The sequence below is a fragment of the Neptunomonas qingdaonensis genome, assembly GCF_900113275.1.
Taxonomy (GTDB): domain Bacteria; phylum Pseudomonadota; class Gammaproteobacteria; order Pseudomonadales; family Balneatricaceae; genus Neptunomonas; species Neptunomonas qingdaonensis.
Map to the genome: position 1 here is coordinate 455,879 of NZ_FOOU01000001.1, position 17,616 is coordinate 473,494.

Annotated in this window: 10 protein-coding genes; 6 read left to right on the plus strand and 4 right to left on the minus strand. The window is 48.1% G+C overall.

What is annotated here, in order from left to right; all coding sequences use genetic code 11:
- The 3 genes from BM099_RS02155 to BM099_RS02165 all read left to right on the plus strand — a co-directional run bounded on the left by BM099_RS02155 (position 1) and on the right by BM099_RS02165 (position 7,868).
- A complete protein-coding gene (locus BM099_RS02155) occupies positions 1-1,698 on the plus strand; it encodes an AAA family ATPase (RefSeq protein ID WP_090723748.1) in 1,698 nt (565 codons plus the stop codon).
- A gap of 217 nt (positions 1,699-1,915) precedes the next feature.
- Positions 1,916-6,373 (plus strand): glutamate synthase large subunit, encoded by a 4,458-nt coding sequence (gene gltB / locus BM099_RS02160; RefSeq protein ID WP_090723751.1) that lies wholly within the window; start codon positions 1,916-1,918, stop codon positions 6,371-6,373.
- 64 nt (positions 6,374-6,437) lie between these two features.
- Positions 6,438-7,868, plus strand: coding sequence for an FAD-dependent oxidoreductase (locus tag BM099_RS02165; protein WP_090723754.1), 1,431 nt, complete (start codon positions 6,438-6,440; stop codon positions 7,866-7,868).
- 116 nt (positions 7,869-7,984) lie between these two features.
- Here BM099_RS02165 and putP read toward each other — a convergent pair whose 3' ends face one another.
- From putP to putA, 3 genes are all read right to left on the minus strand, one after another.
- Entirely contained in the window at positions 7,985-9,475 is a 1,491-nt protein-coding gene (gene putP, locus BM099_RS02170; RefSeq protein WP_090723755.1) for a sodium/proline symporter PutP, read from the minus strand.
- Between the two features lie 128 nt (positions 9,476-9,603).
- Positions 9,604-10,305, minus strand: coding sequence for a hypothetical protein (locus tag BM099_RS02175; RefSeq protein WP_090723757.1), 702 nt, complete (start codon positions 10,303-10,305; stop codon positions 9,604-9,606).
- A gap of 35 nt (positions 10,306-10,340) precedes the next feature.
- Positions 10,341-13,490, minus strand: coding sequence for a bifunctional proline dehydrogenase/L-glutamate gamma-semialdehyde dehydrogenase PutA (putA, locus tag BM099_RS02180; RefSeq protein ID WP_090723759.1), 3,150 nt, complete (start codon positions 13,488-13,490; stop codon positions 10,341-10,343).
- 306 nt (positions 13,491-13,796) lie between these two features.
- Between putA and purE the strand changes: the two genes are divergently transcribed.
- Positions 13,797-14,288, plus strand: a complete 492-nt coding sequence (gene purE / locus BM099_RS02185) for a 5-(carboxyamino)imidazole ribonucleotide mutase (protein ID WP_090723761.1) — start codon at positions 13,797-13,799, stop codon at positions 14,286-14,288.
- Entirely contained in the window at positions 14,288-15,355 is a 1,068-nt protein-coding gene (purK, locus tag BM099_RS02190) for a 5-(carboxyamino)imidazole ribonucleotide synthase (protein WP_090723764.1), read from the plus strand. Before purE ends, purK begins: the two co-directional genes overlap by 1 nt.
- A 117-nt stretch (positions 15,356-15,472) precedes the next feature.
- Here purK and BM099_RS02195 read toward each other — a convergent pair whose 3' ends face one another.
- Positions 15,473-16,234: a helix-turn-helix domain-containing protein gene (locus BM099_RS02195; protein WP_177201064.1), complete on the minus strand. Its 762-nt coding sequence runs from the start codon at positions 16,232-16,234 to the stop codon at positions 15,473-15,475.
- A gap of 228 nt (positions 16,235-16,462) precedes the next feature.
- Between BM099_RS02195 and hemE the strand changes: the two genes are divergently transcribed.
- Complete coding sequence (hemE, locus tag BM099_RS02200) at positions 16,463-17,527, plus strand: uroporphyrinogen decarboxylase (protein WP_090724215.1); 1,065 nt, start codon at positions 16,463-16,465, stop codon at positions 17,525-17,527.
- Positions 17,528-17,616 lie beyond the last annotated feature (89 nt).

Genomic DNA, 17,616 nt, shown 5'->3' on the forward strand with positions numbered 1-17,616 from the left:
ATGAGTCAAAATTTTTATTTCGAACCCCCCAGCCGCATTCAGCTGGTGGATAAAATGGCTCACCTGCTTAGGTATTCTGATTTTCTGGTTGTTATTGCAGGTCCCAAAGGCAGCGGTAAAAGTTCAGTTGCGCAACGATTGGCGTTAGTCACTCATGCCAGTGATATTTCTCAGATTATTGTTTCGCTTGAAAGTGAGACAGGTGCGCTTGCTCTGGCGCTACAATGTGCAAAACTTGTCTCGGATGAGTATGTTGATGGTATGGATCCGTTGACGATATTGCATGAAAAAAGTCGGGCATTACACGATGTTGGGCAGCACCTGCTGATTCTTATCGATAATGCCGAATGGTTGAACGACGAGGCGATTGAGCTATTGGCTGGGTTATTAGTGTCCGGTGTCGGTAAACCGAAGGTAGTGCTTTCCGGGGAGGAGTCTCTGGTTAAGCGTTTAAATTCTCTGAGTTTGTATGAGTTACTTGAAGGTCGGCTGCATCTTGAGCGTTTACAGCCTTTTACTGAGGATGAAGCTAAAGAGTTTCTGGCGCTGAGATTCTCATCACAACAGGACCTTAATAAACGCGAATTAAAACAAGTATTTGAAGCATCATCTGGTTACCCAGGGCGGCTCACGTCGGCAGCATCAGAGTTATATCGATCAGGAAAAGTAGTCAGTCGAGCGGCCGTGTTACCTTTACCCATACCTCATATTGTCGGTATTGGTATCGTTCTGCTTGGGGTCTTACTCATCTCTGTATGGCAGGTATTCCAGGTCGACGAAGCGGATCTACAGCCGCAGATAGTCGAAGGTAGAGTCTCGGTTCCGCTGAGTATGACACTGGACTCCTCCCGGCCTGAAGTGACGGCAGCAGAATCTGTTAATGTGGTTCAGAGTGAGTTGTCTAAACTTCTTGCGGATCAGGAGCGGCTGTTGAGGCAAGAGTTGGCCTTGACGCAGAATTCAAATACGGATGCTGATAAAAATGATGTAGTGACAACGACCTTGCCTCTTTCTGTGCCTGCTGTCAGGAGTATTGATGATACAGCAGTGATACAGGAGCCTAAAGAAAGTGAGGTTCTGATTGATGAGCCTGTCGTCGTGGTAAAGGTGCCGCAACAAGCGGTGGCTGAGCCCGAGGTGTTGGTTTCGAAGCCCGTTATTATTGAACCTGAGCCGGTAGTTATTCAACGTGAACCTGTAATTATTGAAAAGGCACCGGTCAAACCAGCAATCGTCGTCGCATCTAAACCTAAACCTGTAGAGGCCGCACCGGTTGCAGTAAAAGAAATAGTAAAAGCAGCACCAAAAGCAGTAGTCAAAGAAGCGCCTAAGGCTGTGGCGAAGGTGAATACTGAATCCCGGAGTAAAGTTGCGAAACCCGCTTTATCAGGTGCACAAAAATGGCTTAAAGAGGAGCAGTTGTTAAGTTGGCCTTCTGGAGGGTATACGCTACAGCTCCTGGGAGCTCGATCTGAAAACAGTGTTGTTCAGTTTATGGAGTCATTGGATAACCCGAATCGCTTGTATTATTTCAGTACAGTGTATAAAAATGCACCATGGCATGTCGTGGTATACGGACAATATGCGAATCGTACTGCCGCTAACAGAGCTGTCAGCTCGTTGCCCGAGGAGCTTAAAAAGCTTAAGCCATGGGCGCGTAGCATTAATGGAGTTCAGCAAGATATAAAGAAAAAATAATTTTTTTCTTTAGTAAATTCAGTAAATAGTTTTTAAAAAACGGCTTTTAGCCGTTTTTTTGCTGCTTAAGTAGATGAATGTTTGCTTAAAATTTGTCCCGGAAGGGGTCTGCGTGTAAAATGGCCTGCCTTTTTGCCTGCCAGGTAAATGTTCAGTTAAAAAGGTGTATTTTTTTAAGCGTTTGTTTTTTATACAAATATTTAAGTGAGAATGACTTATGAGCACAGGTCTGTATCGCCCCGGTGAGTTTAAGGATAACTGTGGTTTTGGTCTGATGGCGCACCTGGAAGGCGTAGCCAGTCATGATCTTTTGCAAAAAGCGATAGGCGCACTGGCCTGTATGACCCATCGAGGTGGTATTGCCGCTGACGGGAAAACAGGCGATGGCTGCGGTTTGTTGATGCAAAAGCCGGATGGTTTTTTACGTGCGGTCGCTAGCAGTGACCTCAGTATTGATTTGGGAGAGCGCTATGCCGTCGGCATGGTGTTTATGTCTCGCGAGCCAGCATTGGCCGAAGCGTCCCGTGAAACGTTAAACAAAGAGCTGCATGCTCAGGGTTTAAGCGTCAAAGGATGGCGTGTTGTTCCGACGGATGAAAGTTGTCTTGGGCCTATTGCCAAAGATACCTTACCGCGCATCGAGCAGGTCTTTATCGAGTCTGAAGGCAAATCTGAACGCGATTTCGGCGTCAGCTTGTTTGTTGCCCGTCGCAAAGCTGAAATTGCGTTAAGCACGGATAATGATTTTTATATCTGTAGCCTTTCCGATAAAGTCATTTCATACAAAGGACTGACATTGCCGGTTGATCTGCCAGTGTTTTATAAAGACCTGGCAGATGAACGTCTGGAAACAGCGGTATGTACTTATCATCAGCGCTTCTCTACGAATACAGCACCACGCTGGCCTCTAGCCCAGCCGTTCCGTTTTCTGGCGCATAACGGTGAGATCAATACGATCGAAGGAAACCGTAACTGGTCGCGTGCCCGTTCGCGTAAATTTGCAACGGATCTGTTGCCTAATCTTGAAGAACTGCAACCGATTGTCAATACAACCGGTTCCGACTCTTCCAGCATGGATAACATGCTGGAATTTTTAATGGTCGGTGGAATCGATATTTACCGTGCTGTGCGTATGATTATCCCACCTGCCTGGCAGAACGTGGATAACATGGATACGGAGTTGCGTGCCTTCTATGAATATAACTCCATGCATATGGAACCATGGGATGGCCCGGCCGGCATGGTAATGACGGATGGTCGTTTTGCCGTGTGTATGCTTGACCGTAATGGTCTGCGCCCATCACGCTGGGTGATTACCAAGCAGGGTTATATTTGTACGGCGTCTGAAATTGGCGTTTTTGATTACCAGCCAGAAGATATTGTGGCGCAGGGGCAAGTGGGTCCTGGTCAGATTTTCGCTATCGATACCGCCAGCGGAGAAGTGCTGCATACGGCCGATATCGATAACCGTCTGAAAAAAGCACAACCTTACAAAAAATGGCTCAGAGAAAATGCAATGCGTCTTGAACAGACGATGAATCTGAGTGAAGAAGGCCGGTCTTTCCGTGATATGCCGCCAGAAGAAGTCAAACGCTACATGAAAATGTTTCAGGTGACTTTTGAGGAGCGGGATCACGTAATTCGCCCGTTAGGTGAGTCTGGTATGGAAGCTGTCGGCTCTATGGGCGATGATAAGCCGATGGCTGTCTTGTCGAGCCGCGTACGCTCTGTTTATGACTATTTTCGTCAGCAGTTTGCTCAGGTTACTAATCCGCCGATTGATCCGTTGCGTGAATCGATTGTCATGTCACTGGAAACCTGTATTGGTGCTGAACAGAATATTTTTGAAGAAACACCAAAGCATGCCCGGCGCGTTATTCTGACATCACCTGTATTATCGGCATCAAAGTTCCGTCGTGTGCGTGACAATCAAGTCCCGGGCTTTGATGTGGCGAAGATAGACCTGAATTATGATCCGTCAAAGCTTAGCTTAAAAGAAGCGTTGCTGGCGGTTACTGATCAGGCTGAACAGGCTGTTCGTAGCGGTCAAGTGATCATTCTCTTGTCGGATGCACAGATAGAAGAAGGTAAGTTGCCTATACATGCTTCTATGGCAACCGGTGCCGTGCATCATCGTTTAGTGGATACGGGTTTACGTTGTGACGCGAACATTATCGTTGAAACCGCGACGGTCAGGGATCCTCATCACTTTGCGGTTCTGTTTGGTTTTGGTGCAACAGCGGTTTACCCGTTCCTGGCATATCGTGTTCTTAACGATCTGTGTTCGTCAGGTGAAATCCAACTTGCTCCGTTAGATAGCCACGAGAATTATCGTAAAGGCATCAATAAAGGCTTAATGAAAATCCTCTCCAAGATGGGGATTTCAACGATCGCTTCTTATCGTGGTGCGCAACTGTTTGAAGCCATTGGTTTAAGCTCTGAAGTTGTAGATCAGTGTTTTAAAGGTGTCAGCAGCCGTATTGAAGGTGCACGTTTTGAAGACTTCGAATACGAGCAATCGTTGTTGGCTAAGGACGCCTGGACAGCACGTAAGCCAATACAGCAGGGTGGTTTGCTCAAGTATATACATGATGGAGAATACCATGCGTATAATCCAGATGTGGTACGTACCATCCATGAAGCGGTAGAAAGTGGGGATCCGGCTAAATACCAGCTATATGCTGACTTAGTAAATAACCGTGGCGTTGCGACCTTGCGTGATATGTTAGCGCTGAAAAAAGACGTTAAGCCAATAGCGCTTGATCAGGTTGAGCCGGTTGAAAACATTCTGAAGCGTTTCGACTCCGCTGCTATGTCGCTGGGTGCGCTGTCACCAGAGGCGCATGAGGCGTTAGCGGTTGCCATGAATGAGTTGGGCGGTCGTTCTAACTCAGGTGAGGGCGGTGAAGATCCGGCTCGCCACGGCACCATGAAGCGCTCAAAAATCAAACAGATTGCATCGGGCCGCTTTGGTGTGACGCCAGAGTATCTGATGAGTGCTGATGTTTTACAGATCAAGGTTGCTCAGGGCGCTAAACCCGGTGAAGGTGGACAGTTACCGGGTGGTAAGGTTAATGAACTGATAGCGCGTTTACGTTTTTCTGTACCTGGGGTGACATTGATTTCACCGCCACCGCATCATGATATTTATTCAATAGAAGATTTAGCGCAGCTGATTTTTGATTTGAAGCAAATTAATCCTGAAGCATTGGTTTCGGTAAAACTGGTTTCACGCCCTGGCGTAGGTACTATCGCCTGTGGTGTGGCTAAAGCGTACGCTGATTTGATTACTATCTCCGGATACGATGGTGGTACAGCGGCATCGCCGATCACCTCGATCCACCATGCGGGCTCTCCCTGGGAATTAGGCCTGTCCGATGCACACCAGTCTTTGCGTGGTAACCATCTGCGTGGCAAGATTCGCCTGCAAACAGACGGAGGTCTGAAAACCGGGCTGGATGTTGTGAAAGCGGCGATGTTAGGGGCTGAGAGCTTCGGCTTTGGTACGATGCCGATGGTCGCGCTGGGTTGTAAATACCTGCGTATATGTCACTTGAATAACTGTGCGACCGGTGTAGCGACACAGAATGAAAGATTGCGTGAAGATTTCTTCCGTGGAACGGTTGAAATGGTTAAAAACTTCTTCCGCTTTGTTGCAGAAGAAACGCGTCAATGGATGGCTCAGATGGGCGTTCGTACCCTGGAAGAGCTGGTCGGCCGCGTTGATCTGCTGGAACTGATCGAAGGTTATACGCCTAAACAGCGTAATCTGGACTTAAGTCCGATTATCAGTGATGGCGGTGTACCGGCTGAATATCCGCAGACATGCCAGCAGCCGCGCAATGAGACCTATGATAAAGGCGCGTTAAATTCAGAAATGCTTGAATTAGCGTTGCAGAGCATCGAACAGAAAACGGGTGGTGAGTGGGATCTGACGATTACCAACTGTGATCGCTCCGTGGGTGCGCGTACGTCAGGTGTCATTGCTAAGCAGCATGGTAATCTGGGTATGTGTGGTCATCAGCTGACGTACCGCTTTACAGGTCATGCCGGTCAGTCATTTGGTGTGTGGAATGCCGGTGGACAGGATCTTATCCTGGAAGGTGATGCCAACGACTACGTCGGTAAAGGCATGGCAGGTGGTAAGATCGTGATAAAACCGTTTAGTGCTGCAACGTTCAAATCGAATGAAACCGCGATCATGGGTAATACCTGTTTGTACGGTGCAACCGGCGGTAAGCTGTTTGCGGCAGGCCGTGCGGGTGAGCGCTTTGCCGTGCGTAACTCTGGCTGTCACGCTGTCGTTGAAGGTGCCGGTGATCACTGTTGCGAATATATGACCGGCGGTCTGGTCACTGTGTTGGGTGCAACCGGTTATAACTTCGGTGCAGGCATGACCGGTGGCTTTGCCTATGTATTGGATATGAGCAATACCTTTGTGGACAAGTACAACCACGAGCTGGTTGAGATCCACCGGGTTCATACTGAGCACATGGAGGCCTACAAAAACCATCTGCGTTCGGTGATTATTGAATTTACTAACGAAACCGGTAGCGCTTGGGGTCAGGAAATTATCGATAACTTTGATGATTATATCGGTCGTTTCTGGATGGTTAAGCCAAAAGCCGCCGGTATTACTGATTTATTGAATAGTGTTCGTCGGCGCCCTGAATAACAGGTTTCGTAGCGATAAAGTTTAACACGCGCCTGTTATCAGGCGCCTTAACGAGGTGGGGACCATGACTGAACGTCTTAACAACGATTTCCAGTTCCTCGATGTATCCCGTGAGGGGCCAAAGAAAATTAAGGCCTCTGTTCGTAAAAAGCAATATGCTGAAATTTACGAGCCATTTGTAGCCACAGAAGCAGCAGAACAGTCACACCGTTGTCTGGATTGTGGTAACCCTTACTGTTCATGGAAGTGCCCTGTGCATAACCATATTCCGGACTGGCTACAGTTGGTGTCGGAAGGCAATATTATTAAAGCAGCAGAACTGAGCCATCAGACTAATACCTTGCCGGAAGTGTGCGGCCGGGTATGCCCGCAGGACCGTTTGTGCGAAGGTGCCTGTACCCTGAATGATGGTTTCGGTGCTGTTACGATTGGCTCAGTAGAAAAATATATTACGGACACAGCCTTTGCGATGGGCTGGAAACCCGATATGTCTAATACGCCGCAGACGGGTAAGAAAGTGGCCATTATTGGCGCAGGCCCTGCCGGTCTGGGTGCGGCTGATATTCTGGTGCGTAACGGTGTGACGCCGGTTGTGTTTGACCGTTATCCGGAAATCGGTGGCTTGCTGACTTTCGGTATCCCGGAATTTAAGCTGGAAAAAGAGGTAATGGCGAATCGCCGTCGTGTCTTTGAAGAGATGGGCGTCGAGTTTCGTTTAAACACTGAGATCGGAAAAGACGTATCAATGCAGTCTTTGGTTGATGAGTACGATGCGGTGTTTCTTGGCATGGGGACGTATACCTACATGAAAGGTGGTTTCCCGGGTGAAGATCTTGATGGCGTCTATGATGCTTTGCCATTCCTGATCTCTAATGTGAATCACTGCTTAGGATTTGAAAAAGATCCGGCGGATTACATTAGTTTGAAAGGGAAAACAGTTGTGGTTCTGGGTGGTGGTGATACAGCCATGGACTGTAATCGTACCTCTATTCGACAAAACGCTAAGCGCGTTACCTGTGCTTATCGTCGTGATGAAGCCAACATGCCGGGTTCTAAGCGCGAAGTTGAAAATGCCAAAGAAGAGGGGGTTAAATTCCTCTTTAACCGCCAGCCTGTTGAAGTGGTTGGTGAAAACGGCAAAGTCGTTGGTGTCAAGGTCGTCACCACTAAGATGGGTGAGCCGGATGAAAGAGGCCGTCGCCGCGCTGAAGTCGTACCTGGTTCAGAAGAAGTACTGGATACAGACGTCGTTTTAGTCGCTTTCGGTTTCCGTCCCAGCCCCGCGCCATGGTTTGCTGACTTTGGTATTGATTTGCATGAGGATGGCCGTGTTAAAGCGGACGAAAAACCTTCTCAGGGACGTCATGCATTCCAGACGACTAACGCAAAAGTCTTTGCCGGTGGTGATATGGTGCGTGGTTCTGATCTGGTTGTGACGGCTATTTATGAAGGTCGCCAGGCGGCTGAAGGTATTCTCGATTACCTTGAAGTTTAATCTGGCTTGATAACAGATAGTTACATTGTGTGACAAAAAAGGCCGCTAACTTAGCGGCCTTTTTATTTAAAAAGCCCCGGATTTACGAGACTGCATAACAATTTACAGCAACACTATTATAGCTTGCCTAAGTAAGCATCAAATCGTTGTTTAATTGACTCTGACGGCTCAGTGGTTGCCAGACTAACGATAACGATAGATAGCGTTGCAAAGATGATTCCCGGAACAATTTCGTACACTTCGAAAATACCACCGCTGATCTGCTTCCAGATCACAACCGTTAAGCCACCCACTATTACGCCCGCCAGTGCGCCGGAATGATTCATACGTTTCCAGTAAAGGCTTAAAACCAACGTCGGTCCAAAGGCGGCACCAAATCCAGCCCAGGCATAAGAAACCAACCCTAATACGGTGCTGTCGGGGTTCAGTGCTAAGATGAGCGCGACAATAGACAGTCCGATAACCGCGATACGTCCCACCATAACGACTTGCTTCTGTGATGCGTCTTTACGAAATACCTGTTTATAAAAGTCTTCTGCCAGTGCAGAGGAAGAGACCAGTAGTTGTGAATCTGCAGTACTCATAATGGCAGCCAGAATAGCGGCCAAAAGGATGCCTGCAACAACCGGATGGAACATCGCATTAACGAGCAACATGAAGATTTTTTCACCGTCAACAAGGTTGCCCGCTAGTTCGTTATCGACATAAATGATGCCGGCAAGCCCGACCAGAATCGCGCCAATCATCGATAATCCAGACCAGGTGACCGCAATACGACGCGCAGTAGGGACGTCCGCATTGCTGCGAATCGCTGCAAAACGTGCCAGGATATGTGGCTGGCCAAAATAGCCTAAACCCCAGGCGGCGAGTGAAATGATAGCGATGGCGGTCAGGGGCTCGCCGTTACTATCGTTCCAGATCGTCAGTAACTCGGGGTTTTTTATTTCAAGTGCTGTAAACAGACTGCCGAAGCCGCCTTCTGATTGAATGGCAATAATGGGAACAGTCACAAGCGCTGCTGCCATCAATAACCCCTGCACAAGATCGGTCCATGATACTGCCAGGAAACCACCGAACATGGTGTAAGAAACAACACAAACGGTGCCTACGATGAGCGCCACGGTGTAATCTAATCCGAATACGGTTTCAAATAGTTTGCCGCCGGCGACAAGACCTGAACTGGTATAAAACAGGAAAAAAAGCAGGATGAAAAATGCCGAGATGACGCGTAGATAATGGGATTTGTCTTCAAAGCGATTAGCGAAAAACTCTGGAATAGTGAGCGAATCGTCTGCTTCGAAACTGTAAGTGCGCAGACGTTTAGCAACCAGTAACCAGTTTAGCCAGGTGCCTATCAACAGGCCTGCTCCTAACCAGATCGATTCTAAACCGGATGAGAACGCATAGCCGGGCAGGCCGAGAAGTAGCCAGCCGCTCATGTCGGAAGCACCGGCTGAAAGTGCCGCAGGCCATGGGCCGAGTGAGCGTCCGCCTAAAAAGTAATCTGAAGAGTTAGCCGTACGTCGGTAGGCATACACACCGATGGCCAGCATAAGAGCCAGATAAACTGTAAACGTGCCAATAATAGCACCGCTATTTGCGATCATTAAACATACCTCGTTATTATTTTTAAAAGTTGGTTTTAGAAGTTATTTTTAGAATCGGCCTGTTAATGGGGGGTAGGATAACAGGCCGTAAAAACGCCAATGTTTATTGCATTGGCGTTTGGTTCGCGTTATGAATCGTTTTTTCCGCCAAGCTCCAGCAGCGTTGCATTACCACCGACGGCCGTGGTGTTCACAGAAAGTGTGCTCTCTGTAACAAAACGCCAGGGATAATCAAGGCTGGTGATTGTTGGATAAGTTTCGAATTGAGTCTCTGAAATGAGTTGCGCCAGCATGCCTCCGCGTTGCGCCAGTTGTTGGTTTAACGGGGCCAGAGTGTCACTTGTTCCGCAGAAAGCATACGCATGAAAAGCCTCTTGTTGTGTCAGATCATGCAGCGATGCTGATACCAGCTGTACAAGCGCTTCTGGTATACCTGCACTGAGCAAAACAGAGTGTAGACGATGCGTATATTTATGGGTGTCCTGGAGAATAACCGCATTGCCGGTCGCCAGTGCCGTGAACAGCTGTGCAACGATAGCCGTATCATAAACACCGTTATCCAGATCTACTTGATTGGCGTCAGCGCAGACACAAATGATGCCGCGTCCAGACCAATGCAGGCTGTTTGCTTCACCGGTTGGGCCGGGCAAGTCGACAGCAGCGGGCATGGTGGTGCCAATGCGATCCATCAGCCAGGTGGCGATAGGTTGATTCAGCTGTTGCGCTGCTTTAGATAGTTTTTCGATGCGTTTAGTGACGCCTAAAGCGTTCCAGGCTTCCCATGCGGATCCTGCTTTCAGAATAGCGTTTTGTAATGTTTGAGTAGTCATCTTGTTATCCTTCTCATTAGTTCTGGCCTTTGCGCTTATGCCTGTTGCTGACGAATTTCACGCGTGAAGCGCTTCAGGTAATGAGGGCCACCTGCTTTAGGGCCAGTACCGGAGAGGCCTTGTCCGCCAAACGGTTGAACGCCAACGACTGCACCTACCTGATCTCTATTGATGTAAATGTTGCCTGCTCTGACGCGGGCTGCAATATGGTTGGCAGTGGTTTCATTGCGAGTATGCACGCCGAGTGTTAAACCAAAACCGCTGGCATTAATCGTATCGATGATCGTATCCAGCTCGCTGGCTTTATAACGTACGACATGCAGAATCGGGCCAAACTGCTCCTCTGTTAACTGATCTATAGAGGATATTTCAAATGCGGTGGGCGCGATAAAGGTACCGTTTTCAGCATCAGCAGGCAGTGCTGCCTGAGCAATCAGTGTTGCGTTTTGTTTCATCTTATCGATATGCAACTGCAAACCGGACTGGGCTTTTTTATCAATCACCGGGCCGATATCAGTTTTATGCAGTACAGGGTTTCCTACCACTTGCTCCATCATGGCGCCGCGCAACATAGGTATGATTCGCTCAGCAATATCTTTTTGCACAAACAGTACACGCAGTGCAGAGCAGCGTTGTCCGGCGGACGCAAAGGCTGAACGCACCACATCACGAGCCACCTGTTCGGGAAGGCAGGTGGAGTCGATGATCATAGCGTTTTGGCCGCCGGTTTCAGCGATGAAAGGAACGGGTTCTGCCTGGCGGTTAGCCAGAGTTCGGTTAATCACGCGAGCAGTATTCGTTGAGCCGGTAAAAGCGACGCCTGCGACACGATTATCTGAGGTAAGCGGCGCACCCAGGGTTGCTCCTTCGCCGATAATAAGCTGGATTGCTCCGCCAGGAACGCCCGCTTCGAGCATCAGCTCAATAGCACGAAAAGCGATAATGCTGGTTTGTTCAGCCGGCTTAGCAACAACTGTATTACCTGCCGCGAGTGCTGCTGTAACCTGTCCAAGGAAAATGGCGAGAGGGAAATTCCAGGGTGAAATACATACAAAGACGCCACGCCCTTCGCGCTGAATCTCCATTGTGGAGCCATCAAAGGAAGGCAATGTGACCGTGTCGCTCATGGCTAAGCGGGCCTGGACCGCATAATAGCGGCAAAAATCAACGGCCTCGCGGATCTCATCAATACTGTCTTGCAGTGTTTTTCCCGCTTCCCGGTGGCAAAGTGCCATCAGTTCGCCGTAGTTTGCTTCGAGTAAATCGGCCAAGCGTTCTAATGCAGCAGCTCGCTCGGATACCGGTGTGTTACTCCATTGCGGGAAAGCGTCTGTCGCTACACCAAGCGCCTGTTCAACATGCTGAGCAGATGCGTAATTGACCTGTCCGACTGTGTGGCTATGGTCGTAGGGTGCTGTTACTGCATGCAGCGTTGTACCCGTTGAGATCATCTGGGCATTGATAATCGGCCCGGCCTGCCATGTTGTCGACATGAATGGCTGAATCAGCGCCTCAAAATCATGCCATTCGCCTTCAATCTCGATATTGAAGCCAAACGAGTTCTTACGCTCGTTACCAAACAGCTCTGAAGGTAACGGGATATAAGGGTTTGCCAGAGATTTGCGTGACGATAGTACGTCTGCAGGATGGTTTACCAGTTCGCTGATAGGACAACGAGCATCAACCAGGCGATGTACGAATGAGCTATTCGCTCCGTTTTCTAATAAGCGACGTACCAGGTAAGGCAGCAGGTCTTTATGATTTCCGACCGGAGCATAGATGCGTACAGCAACGTTATTTTCTTTGATGACGGTATTGTAGAGTGCATCCCCCATTCCGTGCAGGCGCTGAAATTCATAATCATTATGTGTCGCCATACTGATAACTGACGCCACGGTATGAGCATTATGGCTGGCGAACTGTGGATAAATATGCCCACGTACGTTTTCGCTTAATAAGAAGCGGGCACAAGCCAGATAAGCGGTATCTGTGGATTCCTTACGGGTGTATACCGGATAGTTACTCAAGCCGCGTTGCTGGCAGTTTTTGATTTCACTATCCCAGTAAGCCCCTTTTACCAGACGTAACGGGATGCGGTCTCCCTGCTGCTTGGCTAATGCTGCCAGCCAGACGAGAACGGGCAAAGCGCGTTTTGAATAGGCTTGAATAACTAAGCCGAATTCGCCCCAGCCGCGGATGGTTTCATGTTGATAGAGTTTTTCGAACAGCTCTAAAGATAATTCAAGACGATCCGCCTCTTCTGCATCAATGGTGACACCCACATTGACTGCTCTGGCGTGTTGAATTAACTCCAGTACTTTGTCGTGCATCTCTCCGAGTACGCGGTCTTTCTGGCTGACTTCGTAGCGTGGATGCAGTGCTGACAGTTTGATTGAGATAGTTGGTCTGGGTGACTTTCCTTTGTATGTGTCTTTTCCTACAGCGGTAATCGCTTGTATGTAGTCATTAAAGTACTTGTCTGCGTCTTGGCGGGTCAGGGCTGCTTCGCCGAGCATATCAAATGAATAGGTATAACCTTTGTCTCTACTCGCATGACCACGTTTGAGCGCTTCTTTTATATTGCGCCCCAACACAAACTGGTGGCCCATGATTTTCATAGCCTGATTCATCACTTTGCGGATGACAGGTTCTGACATTTTATTAACCAGACGGTTGATGACATTGGACGGTGTGCCGTCTTCGTTTTCGTCCAGAGAGACCACTTTTCCTGTGAGCAGTAAGCCCCATGTCGATGCATTGACGAAGAGTGACTCTGAATTTTTCAGATGTGCTTTCCAGTCGGCAACCGATAATTTATCACGGATAAGCGCATCAGCAGTGTCTGCATCAGGGATGCGCATCAGTGCTTCGGCCAGACACATCAGCAGAATGCCTTCACGGGTATCTAAGCTGTACTCGAGTAATAGCGCATCAATCATATGAATGGCACCATCATCCGCGCGCACTTTTTCAATCAGTCGGGTTGCACCCTGAGTGATATGCTTTCGTTCATTGTCGTCAGGAGCGGCCAGTGGCAAGAGTTCTTTCAGCCAGTGGTTTTCATCTACCGCATACAATGGTGAGATGTGTTGCCAGAGTTGCGACAAAGGCTGATCTAAAAAATCGGCATTGAAAATGTCGTTGACTTGGAATTTTGTTATTTTGATCCCTGTTGCTGTAAACATGGATATGCTCCCTAAGTACGTTGAACGGACGATGAACATCATCGCTTATGGATATCATGAGTTTACACTGTAGGGGTTTAGCGCCGCTTTCGTCTTGCGAAATACTCGGGTTGTTTTGCGAAAAACTCCGACAGCCGCTCATATAGTCGATTTTTTTACTATTTCATCCATCAACATGAAGGAAAGACTGCAAGATTTCCAGTTTTTAAGCGATCAATTGAATGAAATTTGCTATGATCCGCTTTTGCGGTGTTATCTGGGATAGCGCTTCTTTTCAGTACAATTAATCAGATCGGATCGAGTTATATGCAACCGAAAGTCGCCATTATCATGGGTTCTAAAAGTGATTGGGATACCATGAAATTAGCCACTGAGATTCTGGACCAGCTTCAGGTGCCTCATCATGTAGAAGTGGTTTCAGCACACCGTACACCCGACAAGCTTTTTTCTTTTTCTTCTGCTGCTGTTGATGCTGGCTATCAGGTCATTATCGCGGGTGCGGGTGGTGCCGCGCATTTACCGGGTATGGTTGCTTCAAAAACACGCTTACCTGTGTTGGGTGTGCCTGTTCAGAGTAAAGCACTGAATGGCATGGATAGCTTGCTGTCTATCGTTCAGATGCCAAAAGGTATTGCTGTCGGTACGCTGGCGATCGGCTCTGCCGGTGCATTTAATGCAGGTTTAATGGCGGCACAGATTCTGGCCAATACTGATGCAGAACTGGCACAACGACTGGAAGCGTTTCGAAAAGCGCAGACAGAAACCGTTTTAGAAAACCCTGATCCAAGAGAAGTCTGATGAGTAAAGTGTGGGTGTTGGGTGCAGGTCAGCTAGGCGCAATGATGCGTCATGCGGCTATGCCTTTGAATGTTGAGGTAGTACCGGTCGATTTTAATCAGTCGCAAAGTGTTGAGTTAGCAGAAGATGACGTAGTCACTGCTGAGATAGAGCTATGGCCTGAAACAAAAGCCACGACGGTGCTTTCAAGCCACCCTCATTTTATTAATCGTGAGGTGTTCCCTCGTCTGGCCGATCGTTTTACACAGAAGCAGTTACTTGATGAACTGGCGATAGCAACAGCTCCCTGGCAGCTGGTGGATGCAACCACTCAAGCGCCAGAATTGTATCAGTCACTGGGTGACACGGTACTACTGAAACGGCGCACCGGTGGATATGATGGCCGCGGTCAATACTGGCTGAAGCAATCGGAAGGTACGGCTGTACCAGAAGGTTGGCATCAGGAAGCGATAGCAGAACAAAAAATACCGTTTGATGAAGAAGTATCATTAGTTGGGGCCAGAGACAAAGCGGGTAATTTGTATTTCTATCCGTTGGCTCTGAACCTCCATGTCAACGGTATTCTGATGGCATCCATCGCACCGTTACAGCGTTTGGCGGGTGTGCAATCTGAAGCCGAAGAGATGCTGGGTAAATTACTCACATCCCTGGAATACGTCGGCGTAATGGCGATGGAATGTTTCCGCGTCGGTGATCACCTGATGGTGAATGAACTAGCACCACGCGTACATAACAGTGGACATTGGACGCAGTCTGGTAGCAGTATCAGCCAGTTTGAATCGCATATTCGCGCGGTGGCTGGCTTGCCTATGAGTAAAGCCGTGATTAAAGGCCAGTCCGTGATGATCAATCTGATCGGCGTAGAACGTAACAATAACTGGCTGGCCGTCGACGGTGCCGAGTTATATTGGTACGGCAAAGAAGTGCGAGTTGGCCGTAAAGTGGGTCATATCAATCTGACCTCGACTGAGCCGACGCAACTCAATTCGTCGTTAACTAAGCTGGCAACTGACTTTCCAGAACCTTATCCACAGGTGTTTGACTGGGTAGCGGAAAATCTTCGTTAGTTGATGATGCAGTTAATGAAGTTGATATAGTTGTAGCGCTGCGTGTTGAGCCTTTTCAGTCTGAAAAGGCCTCTTTCTTTTTTATCTTTGTTAGCCAACAATCCCAGATTCCACCATTTAATGTTCTGTGCTGGTTTTCCGGCAGCGGCCAGGCGTTGTCTGAAAGTAATCCCGAAAAGCATGGGTGAAAGCACTTTGACTGCTAAAGCCGCAATGTTCTGCTATTTGTAGTATGGTCCAACCGCACGCCAGCTTCTGTTTGCTGTACTCAAGACGTTTTTGCAGGACGTATTGGTGAGGTGTGACGCCGGTTTTTTCTTTGAAGCAGGCATGGAAATGACTGGGGCTTAGAAACGTCAGTCCGGCTAATTCAGCAATCGAAATTTTGCGGGCCATATTCAGTTGGATATGCAGGTCCAGTGCGGCTAAATCAATATAGGCAAGGCTCTTGCGTGGCGTGGGCTGTCTCATCAGATTCTGTATTGAAAGTAGCAGGGTAGTGCCGCAGGCTTGCAATAATGGAGAGTTGGCAGGTGTGTTTTTTATTTCATGGCAGATAGCTTGAAGCAGAACCTGCCGCTGATTATCTAATGTGAAGTAGCTGGCTTTATCAAATAGATGGGTGGCTTGCGCATGCAGCGGCATTGCATCTAGCGCTTCTGTCGGAATGTTGATAACAACAATACGGTTATTGCCGATACCACAAAAAGCATGATCTGTTGATGAGGGTACTAAGCATCCTTGTCCCAGACCGACATGTTCGCCGCGACCCTGAATATCAAACTCGGTTTTACCCTCAAGACCAAACACCAGTTGATGGTATTTATGATCATGATGATTAGCGGTATCCGGTAATGTCAGCAATTCAGTTGTCGTCATGATAGTCCTTGCCGCAGGGTTATCTATTATTGTTATATTTAAGCAGTACGTCTGATTAACGTCGTGCTGAATAATAATTGTACAGTAAATTGTTGAGAGTTCCATCCGTCTGGAAAACTACTAAGTAGTCGCTTGTTTGATCTTGGTCGTCTATTTAGAGCGCATTTTTGATTAGAAATCGTTAGAATACGCCCCCATTGAAAGAAACTTAAGATGGCTGAAATTAATATGGCTGAATTGAAAAACGACCGCTTTTTACGTGCGCTGATGCGCGAACCTGTTGATGTGACACCTGTGTGGATGATGCGCCAGGCTGGACGCTACCTGCCAGAATATCGCGCTACCCGTGCGCAGGCCGGTGACTTTCTCAGTCTGTGTAAAAATAGGGAGCTGGCTTGTGAAGTGACTCTTCAGCCATTGGAGCGCTTTGATCTGGATGCAGCGATTCTATTCTCGGACATCCTGACTATTCCTGATGCAATGGATCTTGGTTTGTATTTTGAAGAGGGTGAAGGTCCGCGTTTCAGAAAAATCATTCGCACCGAGCAGGATGTCGAGGCGCTGAAAGTGCCGGATGCAGCGACTGATCTTGATTATGTGATGAATGCTGTCAAAGAGATCCGTACACAGCTGAATGGTCGTGTGCCATTAATTGGTTTCTCAGGAAGCCCGTGGACGTTGGCAACCTATATGGTTGAAGGCGGCTCCTCTAAAGATTTCCGTCATATCAAAAAGATGATGTACGCTTCTCCTGAAGTATTGCATGAGCTGTTGAATAAGCTGGCGCAATCGGTCACTACCTATTTAAATGAACAGATTCGCAGCGGTGCCCAGGCGGTTCAGATTTTTGATACCTGGGGCGGCGTTCTCAGTGGCGATATGTATAAAGCATTCTCGCTAGATTACATGCGTAAAATCATTTCCGGTTTAATCCGTGAACACGACGGTCGTAAAGTGCCTGTGATTATGTTTACCAAAAACGGTGGTCAATGGTTAGAAGTGATGGCCGACGCGGGTGCCGATGCATTGGGGCTGGACTGGACAACTGATATCGATAACGCACGTCGTCGTGTTGGTGATAAAGTGGCTCTGCAGGGTAATATGGATCCTTCAGTGCTGTATGCGCAGCCTGAGCGAATTCGTCAGGAAGTGTCTGACATTCTGCAGCGCTTTGGTACGGGTAATGGTCATGTGTTCAATTTAGGACACGGCATACATCAGTTTGCTGACCCTGATCATGCAAAAGTTTTTGTTGATGCGGTACATGAACTCAGTGCAAAATATCATGTCTGATTTGGATATCTGAAACATTATAATAAAAGGGACTTCAACGTCCCTTTTTTGTATCTACTTTTTATCTTCTAGACTGACTTGGTTTTATA

Bases quoted from the DNA above. Each gene is read 5' to 3' on its own strand.
- putP (WP_090723755.1), bottom strand. From the start codon at position 9,475: ATGATCGCAAATAGCGGTGCTATTATTGGCACGTTTACAGTTTATCTG.
- putA (WP_090723759.1), bottom strand. From the start codon at position 13,490: ATGTTTACAGCAACAGGGATCAAAATAACAAAATTCCAAGTCAACGAC.
- BM099_RS02165 (WP_090723754.1), top strand. From the start codon at position 6,438: ATGACTGAACGTCTTAACAACGATTTCCAGTTCCTCGATGTATCCCGT.
- BM099_RS02195 (WP_177201064.1), bottom strand. From the start codon at position 16,234: ATGACGACAACTGAATTGCTGACATTACCGGATACCGCTAATCATCAT.
- purE (WP_090723761.1), top strand. From the start codon at position 13,797: ATGCAACCGAAAGTCGCCATTATCATGGGTTCTAAAAGTGATTGGGAT.
- BM099_RS02155 (WP_090723748.1), top strand. From the start codon at position 1: ATGAGTCAAAATTTTTATTTCGAACCCCCCAGCCGCATTCAGCTGGTG.
- purK (WP_090723764.1), top strand. From the start codon at position 14,288: ATGAGTAAAGTGTGGGTGTTGGGTGCAGGTCAGCTAGGCGCAATGATG.
- gltB (WP_090723751.1), top strand. From the start codon at position 1,916: ATGAGCACAGGTCTGTATCGCCCCGGTGAGTTTAAGGATAACTGTGGT.
- hemE (WP_090724215.1), top strand. From the start codon at position 16,463: ATGGCTGAATTGAAAAACGACCGCTTTTTACGTGCGCTGATGCGCGAA.
- BM099_RS02175 (WP_090723757.1), bottom strand. From the start codon at position 10,305: ATGACTACTCAAACATTACAAAACGCTATTCTGAAAGCAGGATCCGCA.